General features: G+C 52.1%; 26 protein-coding genes and 2 pseudogenes. 15 read left to right on the top strand and 13 right to left on the bottom strand.

What is annotated here, in order from left to right:
* Window positions 1-53 precede the first annotated feature (53 nt).
* Window positions 54-506, top strand: a complete 453-nt coding sequence (locus tag C2U41_RS24215) for an acyltransferase (RefSeq protein ID WP_032938205.1) — start codon at window positions 54-56, stop codon at window positions 504-506.
* A gap of 97 nt (window positions 507-603) precedes the next feature.
* Here the strand turns inward: C2U41_RS24215 and C2U41_RS24210 are convergent, their stop codons facing one another.
* The 5 genes from C2U41_RS24210 to pgi all read right to left on the bottom strand — a co-directional run bounded on the left by C2U41_RS24210 (window position 604) and on the right by pgi (window position 6,504).
* Window positions 604-2,700, bottom strand: coding sequence for a YjbH domain-containing protein (locus C2U41_RS24210; protein ID WP_103849042.1), 2,097 nt, complete (start codon window positions 2,698-2,700; stop codon window positions 604-606).
* On the bottom strand, window positions 2,700-3,437 hold the full coding sequence (locus tag C2U41_RS24205) for a capsule biosynthesis GfcC family protein (protein WP_103849043.1): 738 nt from the start codon (window positions 3,435-3,437) through the stop codon (window positions 2,700-2,702). The genes C2U41_RS24210 and C2U41_RS24205 overlap by 1 nt, the downstream gene beginning before the upstream one ends.
* Window positions 3,434-4,072, bottom strand: a complete 639-nt coding sequence (locus C2U41_RS24200; protein ID WP_003841387.1) for a YjbF family lipoprotein — start codon at window positions 4,070-4,072, stop codon at window positions 3,434-3,436. Before C2U41_RS24200 ends, C2U41_RS24205 begins: the two co-directional genes overlap by 4 nt.
* Window positions 4,073-4,191: 119 nt before the next feature.
* Window positions 4,192-4,434, bottom strand: a complete 243-nt coding sequence (yjbE, locus tag C2U41_RS24195; protein ID WP_003826562.1) for an exopolysaccharide production protein YjbE — start codon at window positions 4,432-4,434, stop codon at window positions 4,192-4,194.
* 420 nt (window positions 4,435-4,854) lie between these two features.
* Window positions 4,855-6,504 (bottom strand): glucose-6-phosphate isomerase, encoded by a 1,650-nt coding sequence (pgi, locus tag C2U41_RS24190; RefSeq protein WP_003031668.1) that lies wholly within the window; start codon window positions 6,502-6,504, stop codon window positions 4,855-4,857.
* Between the two features lie 314 nt (window positions 6,505-6,818).
* Here pgi and lysC point away from each other — a divergent pair, with 314 nt between their 5' ends.
* Window positions 6,819-8,168 carry a lysine-sensitive aspartokinase 3 gene (gene lysC, locus C2U41_RS24180; RefSeq protein WP_003844704.1) on the top strand — a complete coding sequence of 450 codons (1,350 nt, stop codon included), beginning with the start codon at window positions 6,819-6,821 and terminating at the stop codon, window positions 8,166-8,168.
* Between the two features lie 42 nt (window positions 8,169-8,210).
* On the opposite strand, the gene C2U41_RS24175 is transcribed toward lysC, so the two are convergent.
* Window positions 8,211-8,996: a nucleotidyltransferase domain-containing protein gene (locus tag C2U41_RS24175; protein WP_032938213.1), complete on the bottom strand. Its 786-nt coding sequence runs from the start codon at window positions 8,994-8,996 to the stop codon at window positions 8,211-8,213.
* Window positions 8,997-9,001: 5 nt separating this feature from the next.
* Complete coding sequence (locus C2U41_RS24170) at window positions 9,002-10,129, bottom strand: slipin family protein (RefSeq protein ID WP_032938214.1); 1,128 nt, start codon at window positions 10,127-10,129, stop codon at window positions 9,002-9,004.
* A gap of 448 nt (window positions 10,130-10,577) precedes the next feature.
* On the opposite strand from C2U41_RS24170, the gene rtcR reads away from it, so the two are divergent.
* Complete coding sequence (gene rtcR / locus C2U41_RS24165) at window positions 10,578-12,164, top strand: RNA repair transcriptional activator RtcR (protein WP_048216969.1); 1,587 nt, start codon at window positions 10,578-10,580, stop codon at window positions 12,162-12,164.
* A 20-nt stretch (window positions 12,165-12,184) separates the two neighbouring features.
* Here the strand turns inward: rtcR and C2U41_RS24160 are convergent, their stop codons facing one another.
* A complete protein-coding gene (locus tag C2U41_RS24160) occupies window positions 12,185-12,523 on the bottom strand; it encodes a helix-turn-helix domain-containing protein (RefSeq protein ID WP_003841397.1) in 339 nt (112 codons plus the stop codon).
* 17 nt (window positions 12,524-12,540) lie between these two features.
* Window positions 12,541-12,872 (bottom strand): annotated as a pseudogene (locus C2U41_RS24155) (type II toxin-antitoxin system RelE/ParE family toxin).
* 191 nt (window positions 12,873-13,063) lie between these two features.
* Between C2U41_RS24155 and C2U41_RS24150 the strand changes: the two are divergent.
* Window positions 13,064-13,336, top strand: a complete 273-nt coding sequence (locus C2U41_RS24150; protein ID WP_003031655.1) for a DUF3811 domain-containing protein — start codon at window positions 13,064-13,066, stop codon at window positions 13,334-13,336.
* Here the strand turns inward: C2U41_RS24150 and rluF are convergent.
* The gene (gene rluF / locus C2U41_RS24145) at window positions 13,333-14,208 is read right to left on the bottom strand and encodes a 23S rRNA pseudouridine(2604) synthase RluF (RefSeq protein ID WP_003841400.1); all 876 of its coding nucleotides are present in this window, start codon (window positions 14,206-14,208) and stop codon (window positions 13,333-13,335) included. The genes C2U41_RS24150 and rluF overlap by 4 nt on opposite strands.
* A gap of 469 nt (window positions 14,209-14,677) precedes the next feature.
* Between rluF and C2U41_RS24140 the strand changes: the two genes are divergently transcribed.
* The 8 genes from C2U41_RS24140 (at window position 14,678) to C2U41_RS24105 (ending at window position 21,223) form a co-directional block, all read left to right on the top strand.
* Window positions 14,678-15,631 carry a sugar-binding transcriptional regulator gene (locus tag C2U41_RS24140; RefSeq protein WP_003844696.1) on the top strand — a complete coding sequence of 318 codons (954 nt, stop codon included), beginning with the start codon at window positions 14,678-14,680 and terminating at the stop codon, window positions 15,629-15,631.
* A gap of 70 nt (window positions 15,632-15,701) precedes the next feature.
* Window positions 15,702-16,508 carry an SDR family oxidoreductase gene (locus C2U41_RS24135; protein WP_003031649.1) on the top strand — a complete coding sequence of 269 codons (807 nt, stop codon included), beginning with the start codon at window positions 15,702-15,704 and terminating at the stop codon, window positions 16,506-16,508.
* A 9-nt stretch (window positions 16,509-16,517) separates the two neighbouring features.
* Window positions 16,518-16,925 (top strand): mannose/fructose/sorbose PTS transporter subunit IIA, encoded by a 408-nt coding sequence (locus C2U41_RS24130; RefSeq protein ID WP_103849044.1) that lies wholly within the window; start codon window positions 16,518-16,520, stop codon window positions 16,923-16,925.
* A complete protein-coding gene (locus tag C2U41_RS24125) occupies window positions 16,925-17,419 on the top strand; it encodes a PTS system mannose/fructose/N-acetylgalactosamine-transporter subunit IIB (protein ID WP_003031646.1) in 495 nt (164 codons plus the stop codon). The genes C2U41_RS24130 and C2U41_RS24125 overlap by 1 nt, the downstream gene beginning before the upstream one ends.
* Before the next feature lie 65 nt (window positions 17,420-17,484).
* On the top strand, window positions 17,485-18,282 hold the full coding sequence (locus C2U41_RS24120; RefSeq protein WP_003841402.1) for a PTS mannose/fructose/sorbose transporter subunit IIC: 798 nt from the start codon (window positions 17,485-17,487) through the stop codon (window positions 18,280-18,282).
* Window positions 18,283-18,293: 11 nt separating this feature from the next.
* On the top strand, window positions 18,294-19,118 hold the full coding sequence (locus C2U41_RS24115) for a PTS system mannose/fructose/sorbose family transporter subunit IID (RefSeq protein ID WP_048216971.1): 825 nt from the start codon (window positions 18,294-18,296) through the stop codon (window positions 19,116-19,118).
* A 67-nt stretch (window positions 19,119-19,185) separates the two neighbouring features.
* A complete protein-coding gene (gene sorE, locus C2U41_RS24110) occupies window positions 19,186-20,409 on the top strand; it encodes an L-sorbose 1-phosphate reductase (protein WP_003031639.1) in 1,224 nt (407 codons plus the stop codon).
* 1 nt (window position 20,410) lies between these two features.
* Complete coding sequence (locus C2U41_RS24105; RefSeq protein WP_103849045.1) at window positions 20,411-21,223, top strand: shikimate 5-dehydrogenase; 813 nt, start codon at window positions 20,411-20,413, stop codon at window positions 21,221-21,223.
* A gap of 49 nt (window positions 21,224-21,272) precedes the next feature.
* Here the strand turns inward: C2U41_RS24105 and C2U41_RS24100 are convergent, their stop codons facing one another.
* Window positions 21,273-21,629, bottom strand: a complete 357-nt coding sequence (locus C2U41_RS24100) for a hypothetical protein (RefSeq protein WP_032938220.1) — start codon at window positions 21,627-21,629, stop codon at window positions 21,273-21,275.
* Window positions 21,630-21,760: 131 nt separating this feature from the next.
* Here C2U41_RS24100 and C2U41_RS29545 point away from each other — a divergent pair, with 131 nt between their 5' ends.
* From C2U41_RS29545 to C2U41_RS30220, 3 genes and pseudogenes are all read left to right on the top strand, one after another.
* Window positions 21,761-21,934: a hypothetical protein gene (locus C2U41_RS29545; RefSeq protein WP_032938222.1), complete on the top strand. Its 174-nt coding sequence runs from the start codon at window positions 21,761-21,763 to the stop codon at window positions 21,932-21,934.
* Between the two features lie 70 nt (window positions 21,935-22,004).
* Entirely contained in the window at window positions 22,005-22,166 is a 162-nt protein-coding gene (locus C2U41_RS24095) for a phage protein (protein WP_003841416.1), read from the top strand.
* Window positions 22,167-22,188: 22 nt separating this feature from the next.
* A pseudogene (locus C2U41_RS30220) lies at window positions 22,189-22,296 on the top strand (helix-turn-helix domain-containing transcriptional regulator); the annotation flags it as partial.
* Between the two features lie 9 nt (window positions 22,297-22,305).
* Here the strand turns inward: C2U41_RS30220 and C2U41_RS24090 are convergent.
* Window positions 22,306-22,623 (bottom strand): helix-turn-helix domain-containing protein, encoded by a 318-nt coding sequence (locus C2U41_RS24090; RefSeq protein ID WP_032938223.1) that lies wholly within the window; start codon window positions 22,621-22,623, stop codon window positions 22,306-22,308.
* Window positions 22,613-22,972 (bottom strand): type II toxin-antitoxin system RelE/ParE family toxin, encoded by a 360-nt coding sequence (locus C2U41_RS24085; RefSeq protein WP_032938228.1) that lies wholly within the window; start codon window positions 22,970-22,972, stop codon window positions 22,613-22,615. Before C2U41_RS24085 ends, C2U41_RS24090 begins: the two co-directional genes overlap by 11 nt.
* Window positions 22,973-23,177 lie beyond the last annotated feature (205 nt).

Raw genomic sequence — 23,177 nt, 5'->3', positions numbered from 1 at the left:
AGAAAGGTCAACGGAGAATGATGAATGCCACGATACATTTCACAGGATGAATTATGCAGCTAAGACAATCCGCTGTCCGCAACGTTACCTGCGGTGAGAACGTGGTGATTTATGAACCTGCCAATCTCTACGATTGCACATTGGGAGACAACGTTTTTGTCGGACCATTTGTTGAAATCCAGGGCAGCACGCAGATTGGCGCAGACAGCAAAATTCAGTCGCACACCTTCATCTGCGAATATGTCACCATCGGTTCCCGCTGTTTTATCGGGCATGGCGTGATGTTCGCCAACGATATGTTCCGCGAAGGAAAACCCAACGCCGACCGCAACAGCTGGGGACGCATTACGATTGGCGACGATGTTTCGATCGGCAGCGGGGCGACCATTCTGGCGGTCACTGTCTGCGATGGCGCGGTCATCGGCGCAGGAAGCGTAGTGACCAAATCGATCACCGAGAAAGGCGTGTACGCGGGAAACCCGGCAAAATTATTGCGTCGCCTGTAACTTCCCTGATGACGGCTTAAATACCTTATCCGGCCTGCAATACAGGCACTTTGTAGGCCGGATAAGCGTAGCGCCATCCGGCTGGCAAACGGCTCGATTACCGAAAATTCACGCTGCGATCGCTGGTCATATCGTACAGACCAAACTTACGCCCAAGCTGCTGACCGCCATCACGTGTTAACGGCGTCCAGCCAATCGCCGCACGGCTGCGGGTCGGACCAGACGAGAACAGATCCAGCGGCACGGAAACGTACACCCCTTTAGTAAAATCACCCTCGCCATACTCATCCGGCGAGGCGTTAGTGATAGTCGCATAACCACCCACCACGACACCGCTGTCGAAGCGTTTGGCGATCTCCAACGTTCCGCCCTTATCCCCGGCCAGATACTGACCCACGCTGGCTTTCACCAGCACATCCTGGGCGAAAGAAGGATTCCAGTACGCGGTCAAATGCCCGGTCTTCACGCTGTAGTCGGTGAATTTCATCATGTCCTGCGCGCTACGCCAGTCACGCTGTTTCACGTAGTTGGCATCAACACCAAACGCCCAGTTGCTGTCCAGCGGACGATACAGCACTTCTGCCCCCGCGCCGCCGTACATGGTCTCCAGATAGCCGCCGTACACCTGTCCGTAAAAGCCGTTGCCGAGTGACTGGAAGTAGTTGGCCTGCAGGTTATTCACGTAAACATCGTTTTGCACGTAATCACGTACATGGGTACGCACACGCGGCAAATGCGAATCCTGCGGCGGGTTGGTGTAGTTAAACTTGTCATAGTTATTGGCGAGATTGGCGAACAAACTCCCGGTGGTCAGCAGATGATTGGTCACCCACCAATCCGCCGTACCCATCACGCCCAACTGATACATATAGAAGTTTTCCGGGCCGCCCACCGACTGGTTAAGCACCGGATCGATGTGGAAATCGAAGCGCGACTTATCGATATACCAGCCCTGCTCGGTCGTTTTCGGCACCACCGGCTCCACGCGTTTTTGCGCCAGCTGAGTCTCATGGCCCAACGGCTCGCCTTCCAGATGGCGCTTGAGGCTGGAAACCTCTGTTTCGGTCGTCACCTGCGGCAAGTTAAGGCGATTTTCCGTAATACGGATCGTGCGGATCCCGTCAGGAAGATCGTTCATCACGATCCGGTTGGCACGCTCGATCCCCTCGCGCGAATCACGGTATTTCACCTGTTCGCCTGTTACATACAGCGTATCGCCCTGCACCTGGATTTTAGGATCAGCCAGCCCGGCATTGTATTTCAGCAGCGTTAGCTGATTCGCCACCACCGAATGTTGCAGGATGGCATCCTGCGGCTGCGGCTGATATTTCGGGCGGGCGTTGTCGTTATAGTTTGGTCGCAAGTCGTTGAAGTTAGTCCGCAGCGTGACCCCAAACATAAAGGTGTTGCCGCGCTCATAGCTGAGGTTAACGTCGGCCCAATCGGTGACGCGATAAATAGCGCCGACGTTAAACTTGCTCTTCTGATCCAGCTTGCCCGCAAAATCCTGCTGGTAATTATTACCCTCATACTCCAGTTTCAGACGCAGCGGCTGCCAGGGTGTCTGATATTCCACGCCGCCAAACAGCGACGCCGGGCCGTGGAACATCTGGCTGCCGTCAATGGAACCCGCCTGCTTGTAACTGTTATCGCGATGACAGAATTTATCGCTGTATGAGCAAAACGGATTGCTGACGTTGCCGCTGGTCCCGAGGTATCCCCAGCCAAGACCGAGTGAGAAATCAAACGGTCCCCAGGCTTTGTTCGCCACAATATACTCCGCATCGAACAGGCCCGTTCCGCCAATATCTCGCGCGCCAACTGCCACCTGCGGCATCCAGTAGCTCTCTTCCCACAGACGTAGTTTGAGATCAAAAGCTTTATCCTTGTAAGTCTGATCGCCAGAAAACGACTCCACGCTACTGTATTGTTTGGTACGCACATCGGTATAGCGCAGCGTGGTTTCCAGCCACGGGAAGAGCTGCACCGACGCAGAGTAATAGCGGTACTGATCGTTATCGCGGTAGTTAAGGCTCATTTCGCCCTCACGCGCCATGCGTGCGGTTGGGGTTTGCAGCAGCCCCACGCCGCCAAAATCGGACTGGGAAGGACCAATCGGCGCAGGATACGTTTCACCGTGACAGGCCGCACTGATACCCAGCGCCAACAGGCTGAGCAGATAAGTTTTTCTCATTATTCGGGTATCCGCTGGGTCAGGGTGCGAAGAATGTCGGCATTGATTTCATCCGGGGTGCTGCTCCAGACAGAGTCCGACAACCCGACAAAAATGATGCTGCCGGGCATCGGCTCAATGTGACGTTTGTTCCAGTAGGCGATCGGTACTTTTTGTGTGCGTCCGTTGGGATAGACAACCCAGGCGTAGCTACGATCCGCACCGCTGAGCCGATGCTGCCCATCGAGATAGCTGGCAACATCACGTCCGGGTATAAAAGGCTGTTTACCCGGGTGGCTTAGCAGGCCAAACAGCGTGATATACGTGAGCTGCGGTCCGACCCACAGTGTGTAATTGCCCTGCAACGGCGGGTTGCCTAGCTCACTGGTACGTACTACATCCGGGTCGAGATTAATCGTCTGTCTACCGGTCACCTTCAGCGCCTGAATTTGCTGGCGTAATGCGTTGATAGCGCCAGCATCATCACCGCTTGCTTCAGCGCTCAACGCCGCCAGACGAGCCAGTAATGCCTGCTGCTGACGTTGTGCCTCAGTTGTTGCCCGCTCTTCGCTGATAACCGCACCTGGCCACCAGCTATTGCTCAACCGCGGCTGTCCAACCAGGTCGAGCAGATGTTCAGCCCCGGTCAGCGTTTTTGCTTCTGTGCTACCTGTCGTAATCACTTTTACGCTGCCCGCAGCAAAAACAGATGCCGCGCACAGGCTGAATGTCAGCGCAGTAATCATTTGTTTCATCATGGTTTTGCCGCCTTAATCAGCGTGGTTTTCACCGGGAAGAAACCTGCGCCAAGATACTGTTCCGACTGGCGAATCATGCCGTCACTGTCTACCCAGTAGCGGTTATGCCAGAGCGTTTGATCGGTGGTGATCTCTTCATCAAGGATCCGTACCGGCGTGTTATCGCTGCCGACTTTGATGGTGTCGGCGCCATCCCATGTGAAAACCGAGCGCGCGGTGGCATAGCGTACCTGCTGATGTTCAGTCCAGCCCATCGTGCGGGTCCACGTTGCGCCGTCGACTATCTGATTTGGCTTGATGAGCGGGTCTGTCGCCAGATTATTCACCTCGATTAGGTTGTCCCCGCCAAGGTGCGTTTTCACAATGCGCCCATGCTGCGTGACGAGAATAGCCCGATCCTGAGTCACCCATTTCTGCTGTCCGTTTTCTGCAAACGCGAGTACCACAAACAGTTGGGGACCGCCGTTGAGCTGCATGTACTGGCTGGCGTAAGGCATGTTTTGAATTTCATCGTCTGTCATCTGTACGCCGGGAGTACCAAACACGCTATCCCACAGCGAATGACCCAGCCCTTCGGTAGTGGCTGAGCACGCCTGCAGTAGCAGGCAAACCATTATGATCGCTGGTCGCTTCACGACGTTTCTCCGCATTATTGCCGGGTGGCGCGACGCTTACCCGGCCTACAAATCCCACAGACTTTTGGCAATTCCAAAATAACCACACCGAAGTGTGGTTAGAATTAAACGTACCGGTATTACTGGGTACTGGTGGTTGTGGTGGTTGTGGTTCCGGTATTAGAACCATCGCCGCCGCCGGTCGCCGCCAGGGCAACCCCCACCGCAGAACTTACGGTGCTCACGCTGGTTGCGGAGGAACTTCCTGCCGAAACCGACGCGGCAGCCGACCCTGCAGCCTCACCCACCTGAACGGGGGCGGCATAGACAGAGGTCGCCGCAAGCGCAGATATAGCCCAAAGGCCATACAGAACTTTTTTCATCACAAATTCCCTTCATTGTATGAATGGAGATTTACCCAAAAGAATTTCGGGCGAGATCGAGTATACACAAGCGAAGTATGCAAATTAGGTCGAGAGGGAATTTAGGACAATTAGATAACGAGAGAAAAAATGATTAACAGCAAATAATAAAAAACAAATTAATTCAAATAGTTAAAATATAATAGTAAAAACATAATATCCGGTAAATCTGAAAATATCAGAAACAGGATAACGTTGAATAAATTATTTTAGGATTAAGCTCAATTAAAGAGTGAAGTAAAAACGTAGATATCCTGGAGTAATCTTATAAAAAAGCCGATATTAATATCGGCTTTTTTATTTCATTAATGCCGGATGGCGGCGAAACGCCTTATCCGGCCTACAGGATATGTGCCTGTAGGCCGGATAAGCGCAGCGCCATCAGGCGCGCCAGGCTTTGTAACGGTTAATCAACCCATTAGTAGAAACATCATGGGAAGAAACAGTTTTATCATCGTTCAGCTCTGGCAGAATGCGGTTCGCCAGCTGTTTGCCCAGCTCAACGCCCCACTGGTCAAAGGTGAAGATGTTCAGGATCGCGCCCTGAGTGAAGATTTTGTGTTCGTACAGCGCAATCAGCGCACCCAGGCTGAACGGCGTGATTTCGCGCAGCAGGATGGAGTTCGTTGGACGGTTACCTTCGAACACTTTGAACGGCACAACGTGCTCAAGCGTAGCCGGATCTTTACCCTGGTCGCGATATTCCTGCTCAACCACTTCGCGAGATTTACCAAAAGCCAGCGCTTCGGTTTGCGCGAAGAAGTTAGACAGCAGTTTCGGATGGTGATCCGACAGCGGGTTGTGGGTGATTGCCGGCGCGATGAAATCGCACGGCACCATTTTGGTACCCTGGTGGATCAGCTGGTAGAACGCATGCTGGCCGTTAGTACCCGGCTCACCCCAGATGATTGGGCCAGTCTGGTAATCCACCGCATTGCCGTTACGGTCAACGTATTTACCGTTGGATTCCATGTTGCCCTGCTGGAAGTAGGCCGCGAAACGGTGCATATACTGGTCATACGGCAGAATCGCTTCGGTTTCGGCACCGAAGAAGTTGTTGTACCAGATACCGATCAGCGCCAGCAGCACCGGCAGGTTTTTCTCAGCCGGGGTGGTGGAGAAGTGTTTGTCCATCGCATGCGCGCCGGAGAGCAGCTCAACAAAGTTGTCGAAGCCTACGGACAGGATGATGGACAGACCGATTGCAGACCACAGGGAGTAACGACCGCCAACCCAGTCCCAGAACTCGAACATATTGGCTGTATCAATACCAAACTCGCCAACCGCTTTACCGTTAGTGGAAAGCGCTGCGAAGTGTTTGGCTACGTGCTTGTTGTCGCCAGCGGTCGCCAGGAACCAGTCGCGCGCGCTGTGGGCGTTGGTCATGGTTTCCTGGGTGGTGAAGGTTTTGGAAGCGACCAGGAACAGCGTGGTTTCCGGATTCACTTTCTTCAGCACTTCGGCAATGTGCGTCCCATCGACGTTCGACACAAAGTGCATGTTCAGGTGATTTTTATACGGACGCAGCGCTTCGGTCACCATGAACGGGCCAAGGTCAGAACCGCCGATACCGATGTTTACTACATCAGTGATGGCTTTGCCGGTATAGCCTTTCCAGCTTCCGGAGATGATCGCTTCAGAGAAAGATTTCATCTTCTCCAGTACCGCATTCACTTCCGGCATCACATCTTTGCCGTCAACGATGATCGGCGTATTGCTACGGTTACGCAGCGCCACGTGCAGCACGGCACGGTCTTCAGTACGGTTGATTTTCTCACCGGAGAACATGGACTTGATGGCACCCGCCAAATCGGTTTCTTTCGCCAGATCCTGCAGTTTAGCCAGCGTCTCTTCAGTGATGCGGTTTTTGGAGAAATCCACCAGCATCAGATCGTCAAACGTCGCGGAAAACTTAGTGAAACGATCGCTATCTTTCGCGAAAAGATCCGCGATAGTAACGTCTTTCATTTCTTCAAAGTGTTTTTGTAGTGCCTGCCAGGCTGAGGTCTGCGTTGGATTGATGTTTTTCATTAGCAATACTCTTCTGATTTTGAGAATTGTGACTGAGATCGATTGTAACGCCAGTCACAGAAAAGTGTGATTGTTTTAATGCCATTGCCAGGGCATCCGCCAAACGTGGCTAAAAAGTATAGCGGTTATCAGCGTTGTTATTAGTACCGTTACTCAACGCAGTTGCAGCATGAAAAATCCGCATAATCCCAGCGTTGACAGTGCAAGCTACAAATTTTATTTATAAATACGGTATTTGCATTTGCGCCTGCACCGGTTTTCGTTCTGCCTTATGTGCCATGGTCGCTCTATTCATTCCCTGACACGAGGTAGTTATGACTGATGTAGTTGTCTCCAAGTTTGGTGGTACCAGCGTGGCGGATTTTGATGCCATGAATCGCAGCGCTGATGTAGTGCTTTCTGATGCTAACGTCCGTGTGGTGGTACTTTCCGCTTCTGCGGGAATCACCAACCTGCTGGTCGCACTGGCTGAAGGGCTGGAGCCAACCGCGCGCTTCGAAAAACTCGATGCCATTCGTCAAATTCAGTTCAATATTCTGGAACGCCTGCGTTATCCAAACGTGATCCGTGAAGAGATCGAACGTCTGCTGGAAAACATCACCACACTGGCAGAAGCGGCGTCACTGGCGACCTCAACCGCGCTGACCGACGAACTGGTCAGCCACGGTGAACTGATGTCTACTCTGCTGTTCGTCGAGATCCTGCGTGAACGCAACGTGCAAGCGCAGTGGTTTGACGTGCGTAAAGTGATGCGCACCAACGATCGTTTTGGTCGTGCAGAACCCGACGTCACGGCGCTGGCTGAACTGGCAACGCTCCAGTTGGCCCCGCGTCTGAGCGAAGGTCTGGTGATTACTCAGGGCTTTATCGGCAGTGAAGGCAAGGGCCGCACCACCACGCTGGGACGCGGCGGCAGCGATTATACCGCCGCCTTACTGGCAGAAGCCCTACACGCAACGCGCGTTGATATCTGGACCGACGTTCCCGGCATCTACACGACCGATCCGCGCGTGGTTCCGGCTGCGCAGCGTATTGATGAAATCGCCTTTGAAGAAGCCGCGGAAATGGCGACCTTTGGCGCGAAAGTACTGCATCCGGCAACCCTGTTGCCAGCCGTACGTAGCGATATTCCGGTGTTTGTGGGCTCCAGTAAGGATCCAAAAGCAGGCGGTACGCTGGTCTGCAATAAAACCGCGAATCCACCGCTGTTCCGGGCGCTGGCATTACGCCGTAAGCAGACGCTGCTGACGCTGCATAGCCTGAATATGCTGCACTCTCGCGGCTTTTTGGCGGAAGTGTTCGGCATCCTGGCACGCCACAATATCTCGGTCGATTTAATCACCACATCCGAAGTCAGCGTCGCGCTGACTCTGGATACCACCGGTTCAACGTCCACCGGCGATACACTGTTAACACAGTCTCTGCTGATGGAACTGTCTGCCCTGTGTCGGGTTGAAGTGGAAGAAGGCCTGGCGCTGGTGGCGTTGATTGGCAACGACCTGTCCAAAGCCTGCGGCGTGGGTAAAGAGGTGTTCGGCGTACTGGAGCCGTTCAATATTCGGATGATTTGCTATGGCGCGTCCAGCCATAACCTGTGCTTCCTGGTACCCGGTGCTGAAGCCGAGCAGGTGGTACAGAAGCTACACCATAATTTGTTTGAATAAGTAGACGTCAACGCCCGATGGTTCTTAGGCCATCGGGCATTTTCACCGCATCACCGTGCCATATAGCAGCCTGTCCAATTCCCTCACATCCCCTTCCCGGCTGTCTGGTAAGGTTGGCGGGATTTCTCCTCTCTCCAGTTCGGCGCGGATAAACGCATGTAACAATGGACGACGCGGACCATACTCAGCCTCACCTGACCGCTGTTTGCGCGCCAGCAATTCGTCGATTTCCTGACGCAATGGCGCATCCAGTTCACTTCCCGCCAGCAGGTCGGCAAAACGCATCGGCGGTACGCCCTTGCCCGCTTCCACCCAACGTACCGCCAACAGGGGTCGCAGAACGTAGAAGTACTTCTTCAATCGCACGTCGTCACCTTGCAGATAGCCACGGAAGTTTTTCCGCGCCATCGAGTAGTAGTGCCAGCGGGCACGTAGCGGAGAAAACCATTTGGGCACCAACGCTTTCAGCGCCGAAACGGTCACTTCATCCTGCTGATAGACAACTGGCGAATCCAGCCACTCGATAAGCGTCGGGTTTGCGCCTTTGAGTAACCCCAGCGCCTTGCGCCATTCCCAGCCGCACACGTCCAGCTCATCATCTATCGGCAGCTCGATAACATCGCGAGGCGCTTCGACCCGCAGATACCATTCAGGGGGATGAACATAGAGAAATCGCACGTCGTAGTCGCTGTCCGGCGAGGCAAATCCCCAGCCACGGCTGCCGGATTCACAGGCATACAGCACCCTGACGCCATAGCGCTGCTCAACCTCTTTTAGCTGGCGCAATACCCTTTCACGCATTGCGCCGTCCACTGTGTTGTAGCTCATTATTCTTATCCTTTTATGTTCACAAGACCGTGCAGCACCTGATCCAGGCCCCCGAACACCGAGATTTTATCGATACGCTCAGCAACTCTTTCGAGGGTTTCCAGTTCTTTTAAGCGCAGCGCTACCGGGTTGTTTTCCATCACTTTTGCCGTATTTAACAGCGATCGCGTGGCGGCAGTCTCTTCACGACGTCGGATCACGTTGGCCTGGGCGGATTTTTCCGCTTCAACCAGTTGCGATAAAATAGCCTTCATATCGCCGGGCAGGACAATATCCTTCACCCCCAGTGAAGCCACCTCAATACCAAACGGCGTCATACGGGCTTTCACCTGCGCGCTCACCACTTCATCGATCACCTGCTTATCTTCCAGCAATTCGTCCAGCGTGCGCGTTCCCACCGCTTCACGCAGCGCAAACTGCAATTCACGGTAAAGGTGATCCAGCGGTTTAGTCAGTTGACCAAATGCCAGCAACACATCGCTATAACGCCAGTTCGCCGCCAGGTTTAAACGCAGGTTGGCCTTATCTTTGGTCAGTATCTCCTGGCCGCCAACCTCCAGCACCTGCAAACGGGTATCCACCACTTCCGCTTCAATCAGATGGTTTACCTTCCAATATGCGGTTAACCCCGGCAGCAACAGCGCCTGAGTTTCACCATCAATTTTCAGTACACCGACGTGCCACGCCGGGACCTGCACCGTTAAGATAGCTTCACGACCTTTCACCGCACCGCTGCGACGTGGCTGTAATACTGCGTTCATCACGTCAACAGGAACCAAAACCTGACGTGTATCCATCCGTACCAGCTTCAGCGCTTCATCGGCCTGCCAGTACAGACGGCGCGTTGCCGGTGGCAAAATTTCCTGCAAGACGCCGTTCACATACAGCGCACCTGCTTCAGTATCGGTTAAATCAGCCACCACACAGTACTGCTCCACCCATGCAGGCTGGAAGCGACGTAAATACTCCGCGAGCGCTTCCGGAATTTCGCTGCCATCGGTATTGATTACCAGAACGTCCGGAGTGTTAAACCATGGCAAACGGTGCTCACCTGCATCCAGTACCTGATAGTAATCACCCTGTCGGGATAACAGGCCAAGCTGGCCTTTACGAATAGTGATTTTTTTCATCATTTTTTATTCCTTATTGTGAGTCAGGTGCGGGTGCAGGGGCGAAGCGACAGGGGAATTCCTTTTTGCCTGTCACACGGCATCATTACCGGCAGCCTGTTCTGGAGCGTGCTAACTGCGCATCACTCCGCTTTATTTCTATGATTAACAACCAGTTTTCATTCGGGGATGAAATTGGGAATCGAACCCACTGTGTGTCATCGGCTGACGGAACACTCCCGGAAAACAGCCTGTGCCGTTCCTGACGTGCCGGCGGGGTTTAACCCCCTGCGCTTTCAGCGTGATTGACGAAAGTGTTATTGCCAGAAGCGTGCCAGGAATTAAAACAGGCATATTTAATTTTTAATTAATTGATTTTTATTATTTTAATTATTAACACCAATAATGGCGGTTGTCTCGACGGGTTAATTTTTTTATCTTTTATTCTCTTATTTATCTTTTTGGATAAACCATGAAAAAGCGACGGGTAGTGATTGGCGTACTGGGTACGGTGCTCGATAAGCGCGGCAAGCGGGCCAATCGGTTTAAGAAGTGGCGACCCACGGTTGGGCTATGCCAACAACCCGATTTCCCTGTCTACAGGCTGGAACTCCTCCACCAACCACGCGATGAGAGCATGGCGCAAAGGTTGATTGAAGACGTCGCGCTGCTTTCGCCGCACACCCAGGTTCGCCCGCATGCCGTCACCATTAACGATCCGTGGGACTTTGAAGAGGTCTACGCCGCGTTTCTCGACTTTGCCACGCATTATGAATTTGATACGGAAAACGAAGAGTATCTGGTGCACATCACCACCGGCACTCACGTGGCACAAATCTGCTGGTTTTTGCTGACAGAAGCGCGCTACCTGCCCGCCAGCCTGCTGCAAACCGGCCCCGCGCCACGCGGTTCATCAGATGAGGCCATCGCCGCTGGCGTCTGCTCGGTTATCGATCTCGATTTAAGCCGCTACGCCACGCTCACCAGTCGTTTTCAGCGCGAACAGCAGCAGTCGGTCTCTTTTCTGAAAGCCGGGATTGATACGCACAACGCCACCTTCAATAAACTGATCGATCGCATTGAGCGGGTCGCTCTGCGTTCGACCGACCCGATCCTGCTCACCGGCCCTACCGGCGCGGGTAAATCCTTCCTGGCGAAACGTATTTTTCAGCTACGCCAGTCGCGGCATCTGGTGGCGGGAAAACTGGTGGCGGTTAACTGCGCGACCTTGCGCGGCGATAATGCAATGTCCACGCTGTTCGGTCATGTGAAAGGGGCGTTTACCGGTGCGCTCACGGCGCGTAGCGGATTACTGCGAGAGGCCGATGGCGGCGTGCTGTTTCTCGATGAGATAGCCGAATTAGGGCTGGACGAGCAGGCCATGCTACTCAAAGCAATTGAAGAAAAAACCTTTTTCCCGTTTGGGTCAGACAAAGAAGTACGCAGCGATTTTCAGCTGATTGCCGGCACCCATCGCGACATGCGGCAATGGGTCGCTGAAGGCCGTTTTCGCGAGGATCTCTACGCGCGTATCAACATGTGGTGCTTCGCCCTGCCCGGTCTGGCGCAGCGGCGGGAAGATATCGCGCCGAACGTCGAGTATGAGCTGCAACGTTTCTCCAACAGCAAACAGACGCAAATCCGTTTCGATAAAGAAGCCCGCGCTTCCTATCTGGCATTTGCCTGCTCCCCACAGGCGCAATGGCGCGGCAACTTTCGCGAACTCAGTTCATCCATCGCGCGCATGGCGACGCTTGCCGAACAAGGTCGCATCACCTTATCCCTTGTCGAAGAAGAGATTGCGCTGCTAAAGGAGAGTTGGCAGATAGCAACTCCGCAGCCTGAACTGAATATGGACATTGACCTGTTCGATCGCCGCCAGTTAGAAACGGTACTGGAAGTGTGCCGCCGCTGCGCGTCGCTGTCGGAAGCCGGACGCGAACTGTTTGCCGTCTCACGGCAGAAAAAAGCCAATCCTAACGATGCAGACCGCCTGCGCAAATATCTCGCTCGTTTCGGGCTAAGCTGGGAAAGCGCTCGCAGCGATCAGATACAATGAAACAATATCTAGATCTAATATTACCCAATCTGAACTGTTACTGGTTTTCCTAACTTCACCAGCATCATGACCAGCGCATCAAGGGTAAATTTGTTGGTTTTCTGATTAACAACATCTGAAACACGGGGCCGGGAAATATTCAGTTTCACAGCAGCTTCCGCTTGTTTCAGATGGTTTTCATGAATCCATCCGGAAATTTCTTGCATCAACTGCTGCTTCAGGAGAATGAGTTGTTCTACCTCACATTCAGCATCATGCTTTAGGCTCTTCGCTTCCGCTTCTGCAAATCCCAGTTCGGCAAAAATATTGACATCCGGAGAGGTTACATGGCGAACCTTATTATCAACGGTATTGTTCATTTCTGATTCCTGTCTTCTTACAAAGCCGTTCGATATCTAACTTTAGCAATGTGGTTATCGTGCTCAGAAGTACGTTTTGTCTTTTTATTGAAGCAATGCAATACATAGACCGCGTTAGCATAGCGAGCAATGTAGATGATTCGGTATGCGCCAGATTCATACCTGAGCCTTACCTCCTCAACACCGCGACCTATCTCTGGCATCGGCTTCCAGTCAGCAGCTTCTAATCCCGCCTGTAAACGATGTGAAAACCAGCGGTTTTACGTATATCTTCAGGAAAGCTTCGTAAATCATCAAATGAACTGCCAATCCAGACAATGGGCTTTAAGGCTCGCCTTATTGAAAGCATAACACATCCTTGTATAAAATTTTATACAAACAATAAAATGTGTAACCCACACGTTTTCCTGTCATTACGCTAAATCAGAATAGAAATTCCGTCACTTCAACAAGCTATATTTTGCGAGGCTCTTTCAGGATTAGTTTTATTCTGCACGAATTACCGTACACTGAGGATATCGGCTAACAGAGGGCACCCGTATGGCACTCCCCCGCATTACCCAAAAAGAGATGACCGAGCGCGAACAGCGTGAACTGAAAACGCTGCTTGACCGCGCGCGCATTGCACATGGTCGCCTGCTGACCAACGCTGAAACAAACAGCATCAAGAAAGAGTACATCGATAAACTGATGGCCTTGCGCGAAGCAGAAGCTAAAAAAGCCCGCCAATTGAAGAAAAAGCAGGCTTATAAACCGGATTCAGAGGCGTCATTTTCCTGGTCGGCGAATACACCAACGCGCGGCAGACGTTAACGTCCTTTCTTCTTACGCCCCGGTGAGATAAAACGCTTGCCGTTTGCCGCCGGGCGCGATTTCTCTTTCTCCGCCGATTTTTCAATTTTCACTACCGGGCGCTTAATGCCTGCGGTTTTTGGCTTCGCTTTCGCCTTCGGTTTGGCCTCTGAGGACGAGTTCTCAATCAACTTGAACAGATCGATCAGTTCGTCATCCGTCAGGTCGCGCCATTCACCAAGCGGCAGGCCGGACAAGCCAACGTTCATGATACGCGTACGCTCAAGTTTGGTAACTTCATAGCCAAAGTGTTCGCACATACGACGGATCTGACGGTTCAGCCCCTGAATCAGCGTGATGCGAAACACAAACGGCGCTTCTTTCTTCACCTTACATTTCTTGGTGACGGTACCGAGGATTGGCACACCAGCCCCCATACCACGGATAAAGTCATCAGTGACCGGCTTATCTACCGTCACCAGATACTCTTTTTCGTGATCGTTACCGGCACGCAGGATTTTATTCACCAGGTCGCCGTGGTTGGTCAGAAAGATTAGCCCCTGGGAATCTTTATCCAGACGGCCAATGGGGAACACGCGCTTGCTGTGATTCACGAAATCAACAATGTTGTCGCGTTCGCTGTCTTCGGTGGTGCTGACAATTCCTACCGGCTTGTTCAGCGCGATAAAAACCAGATCTTCCGCTTCACGCGGCTCAATCAACCGACCATTCACTTTTACGACGTCGCCAGGCATCACCTGATCGCCGATGGTGGCGCGTTTACCATTCAGGAAGACATTCCCTTGTTCGATAAAGCGATCCGCCTCGCGACGCGAGCAGATTCCGCTTTCACTGATGTATTTATTTAATCGGATGGATGAGTCGGGCAGCATAATTTCTCCTGTATACACTTCATCCTTCAAGCCGTCTCTGCGTTGGCTGCCCTCACTTACCCTGGTCACATAGTTATCTATGCTCCCAGGAATTCGTTCCCTTGCCGCCTTGATACAACTTGAATACTTTTGTGTATTAAAAGCGAAATATACCCTACCTTGCGGACGATAAAAAATAATCGTGTTCGACTGCCCACGCGCTATTTGTGATCCGTCACACCTTTTGACACAAAAGTGTCAGCGATCCATCCCTGCAATTTTGTTGGGTGAAAACAAGCAGAATCAATACATTAGAGAGACAAGCACATATGTGCCGACAGCACGCCATCACCACATCAAATGTGCAACACAATCGGTCATTACAGGGCACTGAAATAAGTGAAAATAGCTTTGAGATGGAGAACAGTTGGGGTTATATCAGATCAAGAAGACAATTTCGTGATTTGCACAAATGTGCAGGAGTCCAAAAATGGCGACGGAAAACAGCGATGATATCCGCCTAATCGTAAAGATAGCGCAGCTGTATTACGAACAGGATATGACACAAGCGCAAATCGCCCGCGAGCTGGGTATTTACCGCACCACGATCAGCCGTTTGCTAAAACGTGGACGCGAGCAGGGTATCGTCACCATCGCCATTAATTACGACTACAACGAAAATCTGTGGCTGGAACAGCAGCTAAAACAGAAATTTGGCCTGAAAGAAGCGGTGGTGGTCTCCTGCGACAGTGAACAGGAAGACGAACAACTCACCATGATGGGTGTGCACGGTGCACAGTTGCTGGAACGCTTACTGGAACCTGGGGACATTATCGGGTTCTCATGGGGCCGCGCGGTGCGGGGACTGGTGGAAGGGTTATCCCCTGCCAGCCAGTCGCGCCAGCTGATCTGCGTGCCGATTATCGGCGGACCGTCCGGCAAGCTTGAAAGCCGTTACCACGTCAATACGTTGACCTACGGCGCTGCGGCAAAGCTTAAAGGGGAATCACACCTGGCAGATTTCCCGGCACTGCTGGAAAACCCGCTGATCCGTAACGGGATCATGCAGTCACGACATTTTAAATCGATTTCCGCTTATTGGGATAATCTGGACATCGCGCTGGTTGGGATTGGATCTCCGGCAATACGTGATGGCGCCAACTGGCACGCTTTTTACGGCAGTGAAGAGAGTGATGACCTGCATGCTCGCCAGGTCGCCGGAGACATTTGCTCGCGCTTTTACGATATCAACGGTGCAACCGTAGAAACCAATATGAGTGAAAAGACGCTCTCCATCGAAACCAATAAATTAAAACAGACGCGTTACTCCATTGGCATTGCAATGGGTGAAGAAAAATACAGTGGGATATTAGGCGCATTACGTGGGAATTATATTAACTGTTTAGTCACCAACAGCCATACCGCTGAATTATTGTTGAAGTAAATAAATTCTAATTGGTCCTGCCATAATTAATTTTATGTGGGATCCCCTTATCTGAAATCGGGAGTTAATTATGCAAACGTGGTTAAACTTGCAGGGCAAAGTCATTATTGTTACCGGTGGTGCATCCGGAATTGGGCTGGCGATTGTTGAAGAGTTATTAGCGCAGGGCGCTAATGTGCAAATGGCGGATATTCACGGTGGTGACGGTAAATATGAAGGCCACAATGGATATCATTTCTGGCCGACAGATATTTCCAGCGCCAAAGAAGTTAATCATACCGTTACCGAAATTATCCACCGCTATGGGCGTATCGATGGTTTGGTGAATAACGCAGGCGTTAATTTTCCGCGGCTGCTGGTCGATGAAAAAGCACCCGCCGGGCAATATGAACTCAACGAAGCCGCTTTTGAAAAAATGGTGAATATCAACCAAAAAGGTGTGTTCTTAATGTCGCAAGCAGCGGCACGCCAAATGGTAAAACAGCGTAACGGCGTGATTGTGAATGTCTCTTCAGAAAGCGGGCTGGAAGGTTCAGAGGGCCAAAGTTGCTATGCCGCCACCAAAGCCGCATTGAATAGCTTTACCCGTTCCTGGTCGAAAGAGTTGGGCAAACACGGCATTCGTGTGGTGGGCATTGCACCTGGCATTCTGGAAAAAACCGGACTGCGGACCCCCGAATATGAAGAAGCGCTGGCCTGGACTCGCAACATTACCGTCGAACAGCTGCGCGAGGGCTACACCAAGAACGCGATCCCAATTGGTCGCTCAGGGCGCTTAAGCGAAGTCGCTGATTTTGTTTGTTATCTTTTGTCTGAGCGCGCCAGTTACATAACCGGAGTAACCACTAACATTGCGGGCGGAAAAACCCGCGGCTAAGGAGGTTTTATGGTCAATGCAATCTTCTGTGCTCACGGCAAACTGGCCTGCGCCATGCTGGAATCGGTACAGATGGTCTACAGTGATGCCAACGTTGAAGCCGTGGCATTTGTCCCCGGAGAGAACGCCAGCGACATCGTGGAAAAGCTGAAAAAGTTAGTAAGTATTCACACTGGCGATGAATGGCTGATTGCCGTCGATTTGCAGTGTGGCAGTCCCTGGAATGCTGCCGCGACGCTGGCGTTGCACAATCCGGCGATACGGGTCATTAGCGGGTTATCACTGCCGTTGGCGCTGGAGCTGGTAGACAACCAAAGCAGTATGAATGTGGATGAACTGTGCGAACACCTGACGACCATTGCTCAACAAACCTGTGTCGTCTGGAAACATCTGGAAACGGCCGAAGAGGATTTCTGATGAACATTACCCTTGCTCGTATTGATGACCGCCTGATCCACGGTCAGGTCACCACCGTCTGGTCGAAGGTGGCAAATGCCCAACGGATTATTATCTGTAATGACGACGTTTATAACGATGAAGTACGTCGTACATTATTACGTCAGGCCGCCCCGCCGGGAATGAAAGTGAACGTTGTTAATATCGAAAAGGCGGTCGCAGTTTACCATAATCCGCAATACCAGAACGAAACCGTTTTTTATCTATTTACCCGCCCGCAGGATGCATTAGCAATGGTAAAACAAGGGGTAAAAATTACCACATTAAATATTGGCGGCATGGCCTGGCGACCAGGTAAAAAACAATTAACCAAAGCCGTTTCTTTAGATAACGACGATATTCATGCGTTTCGTGAGTTAGATAAACTGGGTGTCACGCTGGATTTACGCGTCGTCGCATCCGATCCATCTATTAATATTCTCGAAAAAATAGAAGAACAATCGTTCGCTGAATAAATAAAAATGCCTGTGTACTTATGCTTTAACAGGCAGGGATGATCACATTCACAAGGTGACATATTATGGAAATAAGTACCCTACAAATTATCGCCATATTTCTATTTTCCTGTATTGCAGGAATGGGCAGCGTGCTGGATGAGTTCCAGACCCACCGTCCGCTAATTGCTTGTACCGTTATCGGCCTGATCCTCGGTGATTTAAAAACCGGGATTATGCTCGGCGGCACGCTGGAGTTAATCGCTCTTGGCTGGATGAACGTCGGCGCAGCCCAGTCTCCCGATTCGGCGCTCGCCAGTATTATCTCCGCCATTCTGGTTATCGTCGGTCAGCAAAGCATTGCTACCGGTATCGCCATCGCCCTGCCGGTGGCGGCGGCAGGCCAGGTACTGACGGTATTCGCCCGTACTATCACCGTGGTGTTCCAGCACGCGGCGGATAAAGCCGCCGAAGACGCCCGCTTTCGTACCATCGACATGCTGCACGTTTCCGCTCTCGGTGTACAGGCGCTGCGCGTTGCCATTCCTGCATTAATCGTCTCGCTGTTTGTCAGCGCCGATATGGTCAGCAATATGCTCAACGCCATTCCGGAATTCGTCACCCGCGGATTGCAGATTGCCGGTGGCTTTATCGTGGTGGTCGGCTACGCCATGGTGCTGCGCATGATGGGGGTGAAATACCTGATGCCCTTCTTCTTCCTCGGGTTTATCGCTGGGGGTTATCTCGATTTGAGCCTGCTGGCTTTCGGCGGGGTTGGCGTGATTATCGCGCTGGTCTACATCCAGTTGAACCCACAGTGGCGTAAAGCCGAACCGCAGGCGCAACCCGCCTCTTCTCAAGCTATCGATCAGCTTGATGACTAATGGAGCCAGCCATGGAACAGAAAAAACTGACCAAATCCGACCTGTTTAGCATGTTCGTTCGCTCCAACCTGCAACAGGCGTCATTCAACTTTGAACGCATTCATGGGCTGGGCTTTTGCTACGACATGATCCCTGCCATCAAGCGCCTGTATCCGCTGAAAGAAGACCAGGTTGCAGCACTCAAACGGCACCTGGTGTTCTTCAATACCACACCTGCCGTTTGCGGCCCGGTGATTGGCGTGACAGCCGCGATGGAAGAAGCTCGCGCCAACGGTGCGGAAATTGACGACGGTGCCATCAACGGTATCAAAGTTGGGCTGATGGGTCCGCTGGCCGGCGTCGGCGATCCGCTGGTATGGGGAACGCTGCGCCCGATTACCGCCGCGCTCGGCGCATCGCTGGCGCTGTCCGGTAACATTCTCGGCCCACTATTGTTCTTCTTTATTTTCAATGCAGTACGTCTGGCAATGAAGTGGTACGGCTTACAGCTTGGCTTTCGTAAAGGGGTCAACATCGTCAGCGACATGGGCGGCAACCTGCTGCAGAAACTGACCGAAGGCGCATCGATTCTCGGCCTGTTTGTGATGGGAGTATTGGTCACCAAATGGACCAGCATCAACGTGCCGCTGGTGGTATCGCAAACGCCTGGCGCAGACGGCGCCACCGTCACCATGACCGTGCAGAACATTCTCGACCAACTCTGCCCCGGCCTGCTGGCGTTGGGTCTGACGCTGCTGATGGTGCGTCTGCTCAACAAGAAAATTAATCCGGTATGGCTAATCTTCGCCCTGTTTGCGCTGGGAATTATCGGTAACGCACTGGGCTTCCTGTCCTGATTTTTCGCTCCGGCAATGCCGGGGCAACTTCAACAAATAGTCCTCGAAAGAGGAAGAGGTGGTAACAATGCAAACAACAACAGCTTTACGTCTTTATGGTAAACGCGATCTGCGCCTGGAAACTTTCGACCTTCCTGAAATGCGGGATGACGAAATTCTGGCCTCAGTCGTAACCGACAGCCTGTGCCTTTCTTCCTGGAAAGAGGCTAACCAGGGCGAGAACCACAAAAAGGTGCCGGACGATGTGGCCACCAACCCGATCATCATCGGTCATGAGTTTTGCGGCGACATTATTGCCGTAGGCAAAAAATGGCAGCATAAGTTTCAGCCCGGCCAGCGCTATGTCATTCAGGCTAACCTGCAACTGCCGGATCGCCCGGACTGTCCCGGCTACTCCTTCCCGTGGGTGGGCGGTGAAGCCACGCACGTCATCATTCCTGATGAAGTCATGGAGCAGGACTGCCTGTTGGCCTACGAAGGTGAAACCTATTTTGAAGGTTCGCTGGTTGAGCCGCTATCCTGCGTGATTGGCGCATTCAACGCCAACTATCACCTGCAGGAAGGCTCTTATAACCATAAGATGGGCATTCGTCCGCAGGGACATACACTGATACTCGGCGGCACCGGTCCGATGGGACTACTGGCGATCGACTATGCACTGCATGGCCCGGTTAACCCGGCGCTGCTGGTGGTAACCGACACCAATAACGACAAGTTGAGCTACGCCCGCAAGCACTATCCATCAGAACCACAAACGTTGATCCATTATCTCCACGCCCAGGATGCGAGTTATGACACCTTGATGGCGCTGAGCGGCGGGCACGGGTTTGATGACATCTTTGTGTTTGTGCCCAACGAACAACTGGTTACGCTGGCCTCTTCCCTGCTGGCTGCCGATGGTTGCATGAACTTCTTTGCTGGTCCGCAGGATAAGCAGTTTAGCGCGCCGATTAACTTCTACGACGTACACTACGCCTTCACCCATTATGTTGGGACGTCTGGCGGCAATACCGACGACATGCGCGCGGCGGTAAAACTGATCGAAGAGAAGAAAGTCCAGGCGGCAAAAGTGGTGACGCACATTCTGGGGTTAAATGCGGCAGGTGAAACAACGCTGGAACTGCCAAAAATCGGCGGCGGGAAAAAACTGGTTTATACCGGCAAAGCCTTACCATTAACCGCGCTCACGCAGATTGATGATCCAGCCTTGCGCGATATCCTGGAGCGTCATCAGGGGGTCTGGTCGCAGGAAGCCGAACAGTACATATTGTCTCACGCCGAGGAAATTTAACATGATTAACCGCGACACCCAGTTGTGCATGTCGCTTGCCGGTCGCCCCGGCAACTTTGGCACTCGCTTTCACAACTATCTGTATGAAAAATTAGGGTTAAATTTTATCTACAAAGCCTTTACCACGCAGGATATTGAGGCCGCAGTGAAAGGCGTTCGCGCGCTGGGTATCCGCGGTTGCGCGGTATCAATGCCGTTTAAAGAGAGCTGCATGCCGTTTCTGGATGCCATCGATCCTTCCGCAAGCGTCATTGATTCCGTCAATACCATCGTCAATGACAACGGTACGCTGACAGGATTTAACACCGACTATATTGCGGTAAAAAGCCTGATTGCCAGCCACCAGCTCGATAGCAGAGCTCGCGTCATGATTCGCGGCAGCGGCGGCATGGGCAAAGCCGTCATCGCCGCGTTTCGCGATGCCTGTTTTCGCAATGTGATTATTGCCGCACGTAATCGCGAGAGCGGCCCGACGCTGGCAAAACAGTACGGTTTCCAGTGGCAGCCGCAGCCGGATGGAATTGCCTGCGATATTCTGGTCAACGTGACGCCCGTCGGCATGGCGGGTGGTAAAGAAAGCCATGAGCTGGCCTACAGCGAAGCGATGGTCGCTGCCGCCAGCGTAGTGTTTGACGTCGTCGCCCTGCCGCCAGAAACATCGGTGATTAAGCTGGCACAGCAGTTGGGTAAAAAGACCATCAGCGGTGCAGAGGTGATTGCCTTACAGGCTGTAGAGCAATTCGCCATGTACACCGGCATGCGCCCGGATGACGCGCTGATTGCCGAAGCCGCAGAATTTGCGCGGGCGGGGTAACGAAGCAGGAACAGAGCGCCAGGGATGGGCGCTCTGTTTATTTTAGGTACTATGCAACAGCAAACAATTGCTGGTCAGCTTTCGCTTCCAACTGCGCCAAAGCGGGAATCAACTGGCTGATGTTTACCAGACTGTGTCCTAACTGGCATACGCTCTCATAGGCAAAATGTTCCTGACCTTCACCTGACATAGTCAGCAGGCTCTCGCCCATAAAATTCAGCGTATGGTACAACCCTGCCAGCGCCTCTTCACAACCAAACGATAGCGCCAGATTTTCTTCGGTGGTGAGATGGCGACAATCAAGATGGCGGAACGCCTCGGCGAGTGGAAAATAAAGCAAGTCAGCTTGCGGTATGAGAGAAGAAGACGCAAAACAGGCGTTAGTGGTACTATTAGCATCAGCCATAGCATTACCTCGTATAATGTTGTGGTTAGAAGCTCGGTATGTGTTCGCGCACTGCCGGGCTTCGTTGTTTCTGTAAGACAATTGACTTACACTTGTCTTACGATCATCAATGTAAATCAGGTGTCAGACACATGTCAACGGTAGAATTCAAAAAGAAAGGTAACAAACAAATCGCGTTACGTGTCGAGCCGGAACTGGAAGCAGGGATCCAGAAAGCGCTTTCAATGGATGGTGACGCGTCAATATCCGCATGGATTAAGCGAATTATTAGGAAAGAACTGAAGCAGAAAGGGATTGAAGTATAGAAGTTGGTATTTCTGGCTTGTAAGAGTAGTGTGTCATCACACATCTCGTATAATCAAGGTGCCAACACACATGAACGAAAGAAGAGGCAATCCCCCGTTTCAATTCCGTCTGGATCCGGAACTGCGCAAAGCGATGGAAGAAGCACAGCGGCAGGATGGCGATGAATCGTTGGCAGCCTGGATTAAACGTGTGATTAGAAAAGAGCTGAAGCAGAAAGGGATCGAAGTCTAGCGATCAGAATTATGTATCGTTTTCTGAAGAACACCTCTACCGCTCGTTTAGTGAGAAAGGAAACCCGACGCTGAAAACCACGCTGGCAGTGATGAAGGCGCTCGGTATTGGATTGACGGTTAAGGTTTAAAGTTGGATATCAGCCAAATTTCACTTTCAGCTTTCCTGACATATTGCCCTCTTCCCCGACAACAATCTCTACATCACGGCCCAGTCTCACCAGGCATTCGAGCATCTTTGCTTCACTGATACCACGAAACTGACCACGTAGCAGGTTGGAAAGTTTAGGCTGCGTCATTCCCAGTAGCTGCGCAGCCTGCTGCTGCGTTAACCCTTTGCGTTGCAAAATCTCACCAATCACCATTGCCAGTTGCGCTTTCAACTGCATCTGTTCTGCGTCATACGCGCCTAAATCGGCGTAAACATTACCGCTACTGGCTTCCACTTCATGTGACATATCCACTCTCCTGCGCATGGCGCTGTGCAGCCTTGAGCCGCTGATAAATCAGGTCAATTTCAGGTTTCGGGGTTGCCTTCCCGGAAACGGACTTCTTCTGAAAAACATGGAGAACATAAACCGCATTTTTCAACTGGATGGTGTAAACCGCTCGCCAGGCGTTGCCGTGATGATCCTCAACGACTTCCAGAACCCCCGCGCCACCAAATCCTTTTAATGATTTAGTCTGCGAATGCTGTTTACCCTGCTGCGCAAGCCAAAGAGCAAACCCAAACGTATCCCGAACATGTTCCGGCATCCCCTGCAGATCTTTCCTGGCGTGTCCAACCCAGTATAGTGGTTTCGTCATCCCGACCCCTTAATTATATCCATATAGGTATAAAACACCATCATCCGCCAGAAGAATAAATCAACAATCTCGCTTTCAGCCAAAATAAAACGCCGGTCTGCGAGGCACTTTCCAGAACCCCCCTTCCAACATCGTGAGCCATATCAGTAAGGCGTCAGGCTGATAGTGGTAGCATTAGCGCGGTTTGTAATTTTCTGATTACATG

Source organism: Citrobacter freundii complex sp. CFNIH4 (assembly GCF_002934505.1).
GTDB lineage: Bacteria > Pseudomonadota > Gammaproteobacteria > Enterobacterales > Enterobacteriaceae > Citrobacter > Citrobacter freundii.
Note: the sequence above shows the minus strand (reverse complement) of the source record. Positions and strands in the feature narration are given on the sequence as shown.

Excerpts from the sequence above, each read along its gene's own strand:
- C2U41_RS24215 (WP_032938205.1), top strand. The coding sequence starts at position 54 with ATGCAGCTAAGACAATCCGCTGTCCGCAACGTTACCTGCGGTGAGAAC.
- C2U41_RS24210 (WP_103849042.1), bottom strand. The coding sequence starts at position 2,700 with ATGAGAAAAACTTATCTGCTCAGCCTGTTGGCGCTGGGTATCAGTGCG.
- C2U41_RS24205 (WP_103849043.1), bottom strand. The coding sequence starts at position 3,437 with ATGATGAAACAAATGATTACTGCGCTGACATTCAGCCTGTGCGCGGCA.
- yjbE (WP_003826562.1), bottom strand. The coding sequence starts at position 4,434 with ATGAAAAAAGTTCTGTATGGCCTTTGGGCTATATCTGCGCTTGCGGCG.
- pgi (WP_003031668.1), bottom strand. The coding sequence starts at position 6,504 with ATGAAAAACATCAATCCAACGCAGACCTCAGCCTGGCAGGCACTACAA.
- lysC (WP_003844704.1), top strand. The coding sequence starts at position 6,819 with ATGACTGATGTAGTTGTCTCCAAGTTTGGTGGTACCAGCGTGGCGGAT.
- C2U41_RS24175 (WP_032938213.1), bottom strand. The coding sequence starts at position 8,996 with ATGAGCTACAACACAGTGGACGGCGCAATGCGTGAAAGGGTATTGCGC.
- C2U41_RS24170 (WP_032938214.1), bottom strand. The coding sequence starts at position 10,129 with ATGATGAAAAAAATCACTATTCGTAAAGGCCAGCTTGGCCTGTTATCC.
- rtcR (WP_048216969.1), top strand. The coding sequence starts at position 10,578 with ATGAAAAAGCGACGGGTAGTGATTGGCGTACTGGGTACGGTGCTCGAT.
- C2U41_RS24160 (WP_003841397.1), bottom strand. The coding sequence starts at position 12,523 with ATGAACAATACCGTTGATAATAAGGTTCGCCATGTAACCTCTCCGGAT.
- C2U41_RS24150 (WP_003031655.1), top strand. The coding sequence starts at position 13,064 with ATGGCACTCCCCCGCATTACCCAAAAAGAGATGACCGAGCGCGAACAG.
- rluF (WP_003841400.1), bottom strand. The coding sequence starts at position 14,208 with ATGCTGCCCGACTCATCCATCCGATTAAATAAATACATCAGTGAAAGC.
- C2U41_RS24140 (WP_003844696.1), top strand. The coding sequence starts at position 14,678 with ATGGCGACGGAAAACAGCGATGATATCCGCCTAATCGTAAAGATAGCG.
- C2U41_RS24135 (WP_003031649.1), top strand. The coding sequence starts at position 15,702 with ATGCAAACGTGGTTAAACTTGCAGGGCAAAGTCATTATTGTTACCGGT.
- C2U41_RS24130 (WP_103849044.1), top strand. The coding sequence starts at position 16,518 with ATGGTCAATGCAATCTTCTGTGCTCACGGCAAACTGGCCTGCGCCATG.
- C2U41_RS24125 (WP_003031646.1), top strand. The coding sequence starts at position 16,925 with ATGAACATTACCCTTGCTCGTATTGATGACCGCCTGATCCACGGTCAG.
- C2U41_RS24120 (WP_003841402.1), top strand. The coding sequence starts at position 17,485 with ATGGAAATAAGTACCCTACAAATTATCGCCATATTTCTATTTTCCTGT.
- C2U41_RS24115 (WP_048216971.1), top strand. The coding sequence starts at position 18,294 with ATGGAACAGAAAAAACTGACCAAATCCGACCTGTTTAGCATGTTCGTT.
- sorE (WP_003031639.1), top strand. The coding sequence starts at position 19,186 with ATGCAAACAACAACAGCTTTACGTCTTTATGGTAAACGCGATCTGCGC.
- C2U41_RS24105 (WP_103849045.1), top strand. The coding sequence starts at position 20,411 with ATGATTAACCGCGACACCCAGTTGTGCATGTCGCTTGCCGGTCGCCCC.
- C2U41_RS24100 (WP_032938220.1), bottom strand. The coding sequence starts at position 21,629 with ATGGCTGATGCTAATAGTACCACTAACGCCTGTTTTGCGTCTTCTTCT.
- C2U41_RS29545 (WP_032938222.1), top strand. The coding sequence starts at position 21,761 with ATGTCAACGGTAGAATTCAAAAAGAAAGGTAACAAACAAATCGCGTTA.
- C2U41_RS24095 (WP_003841416.1), top strand. The coding sequence starts at position 22,005 with ATGAACGAAAGAAGAGGCAATCCCCCGTTTCAATTCCGTCTGGATCCG.
- C2U41_RS24090 (WP_032938223.1), bottom strand. The coding sequence starts at position 22,623 with ATGTCACATGAAGTGGAAGCCAGTAGCGGTAATGTTTACGCCGATTTA.
- C2U41_RS24085 (WP_032938228.1), bottom strand. The coding sequence starts at position 22,972 with ATGACGAAACCACTATACTGGGTTGGACACGCCAGGAAAGATCTGCAG.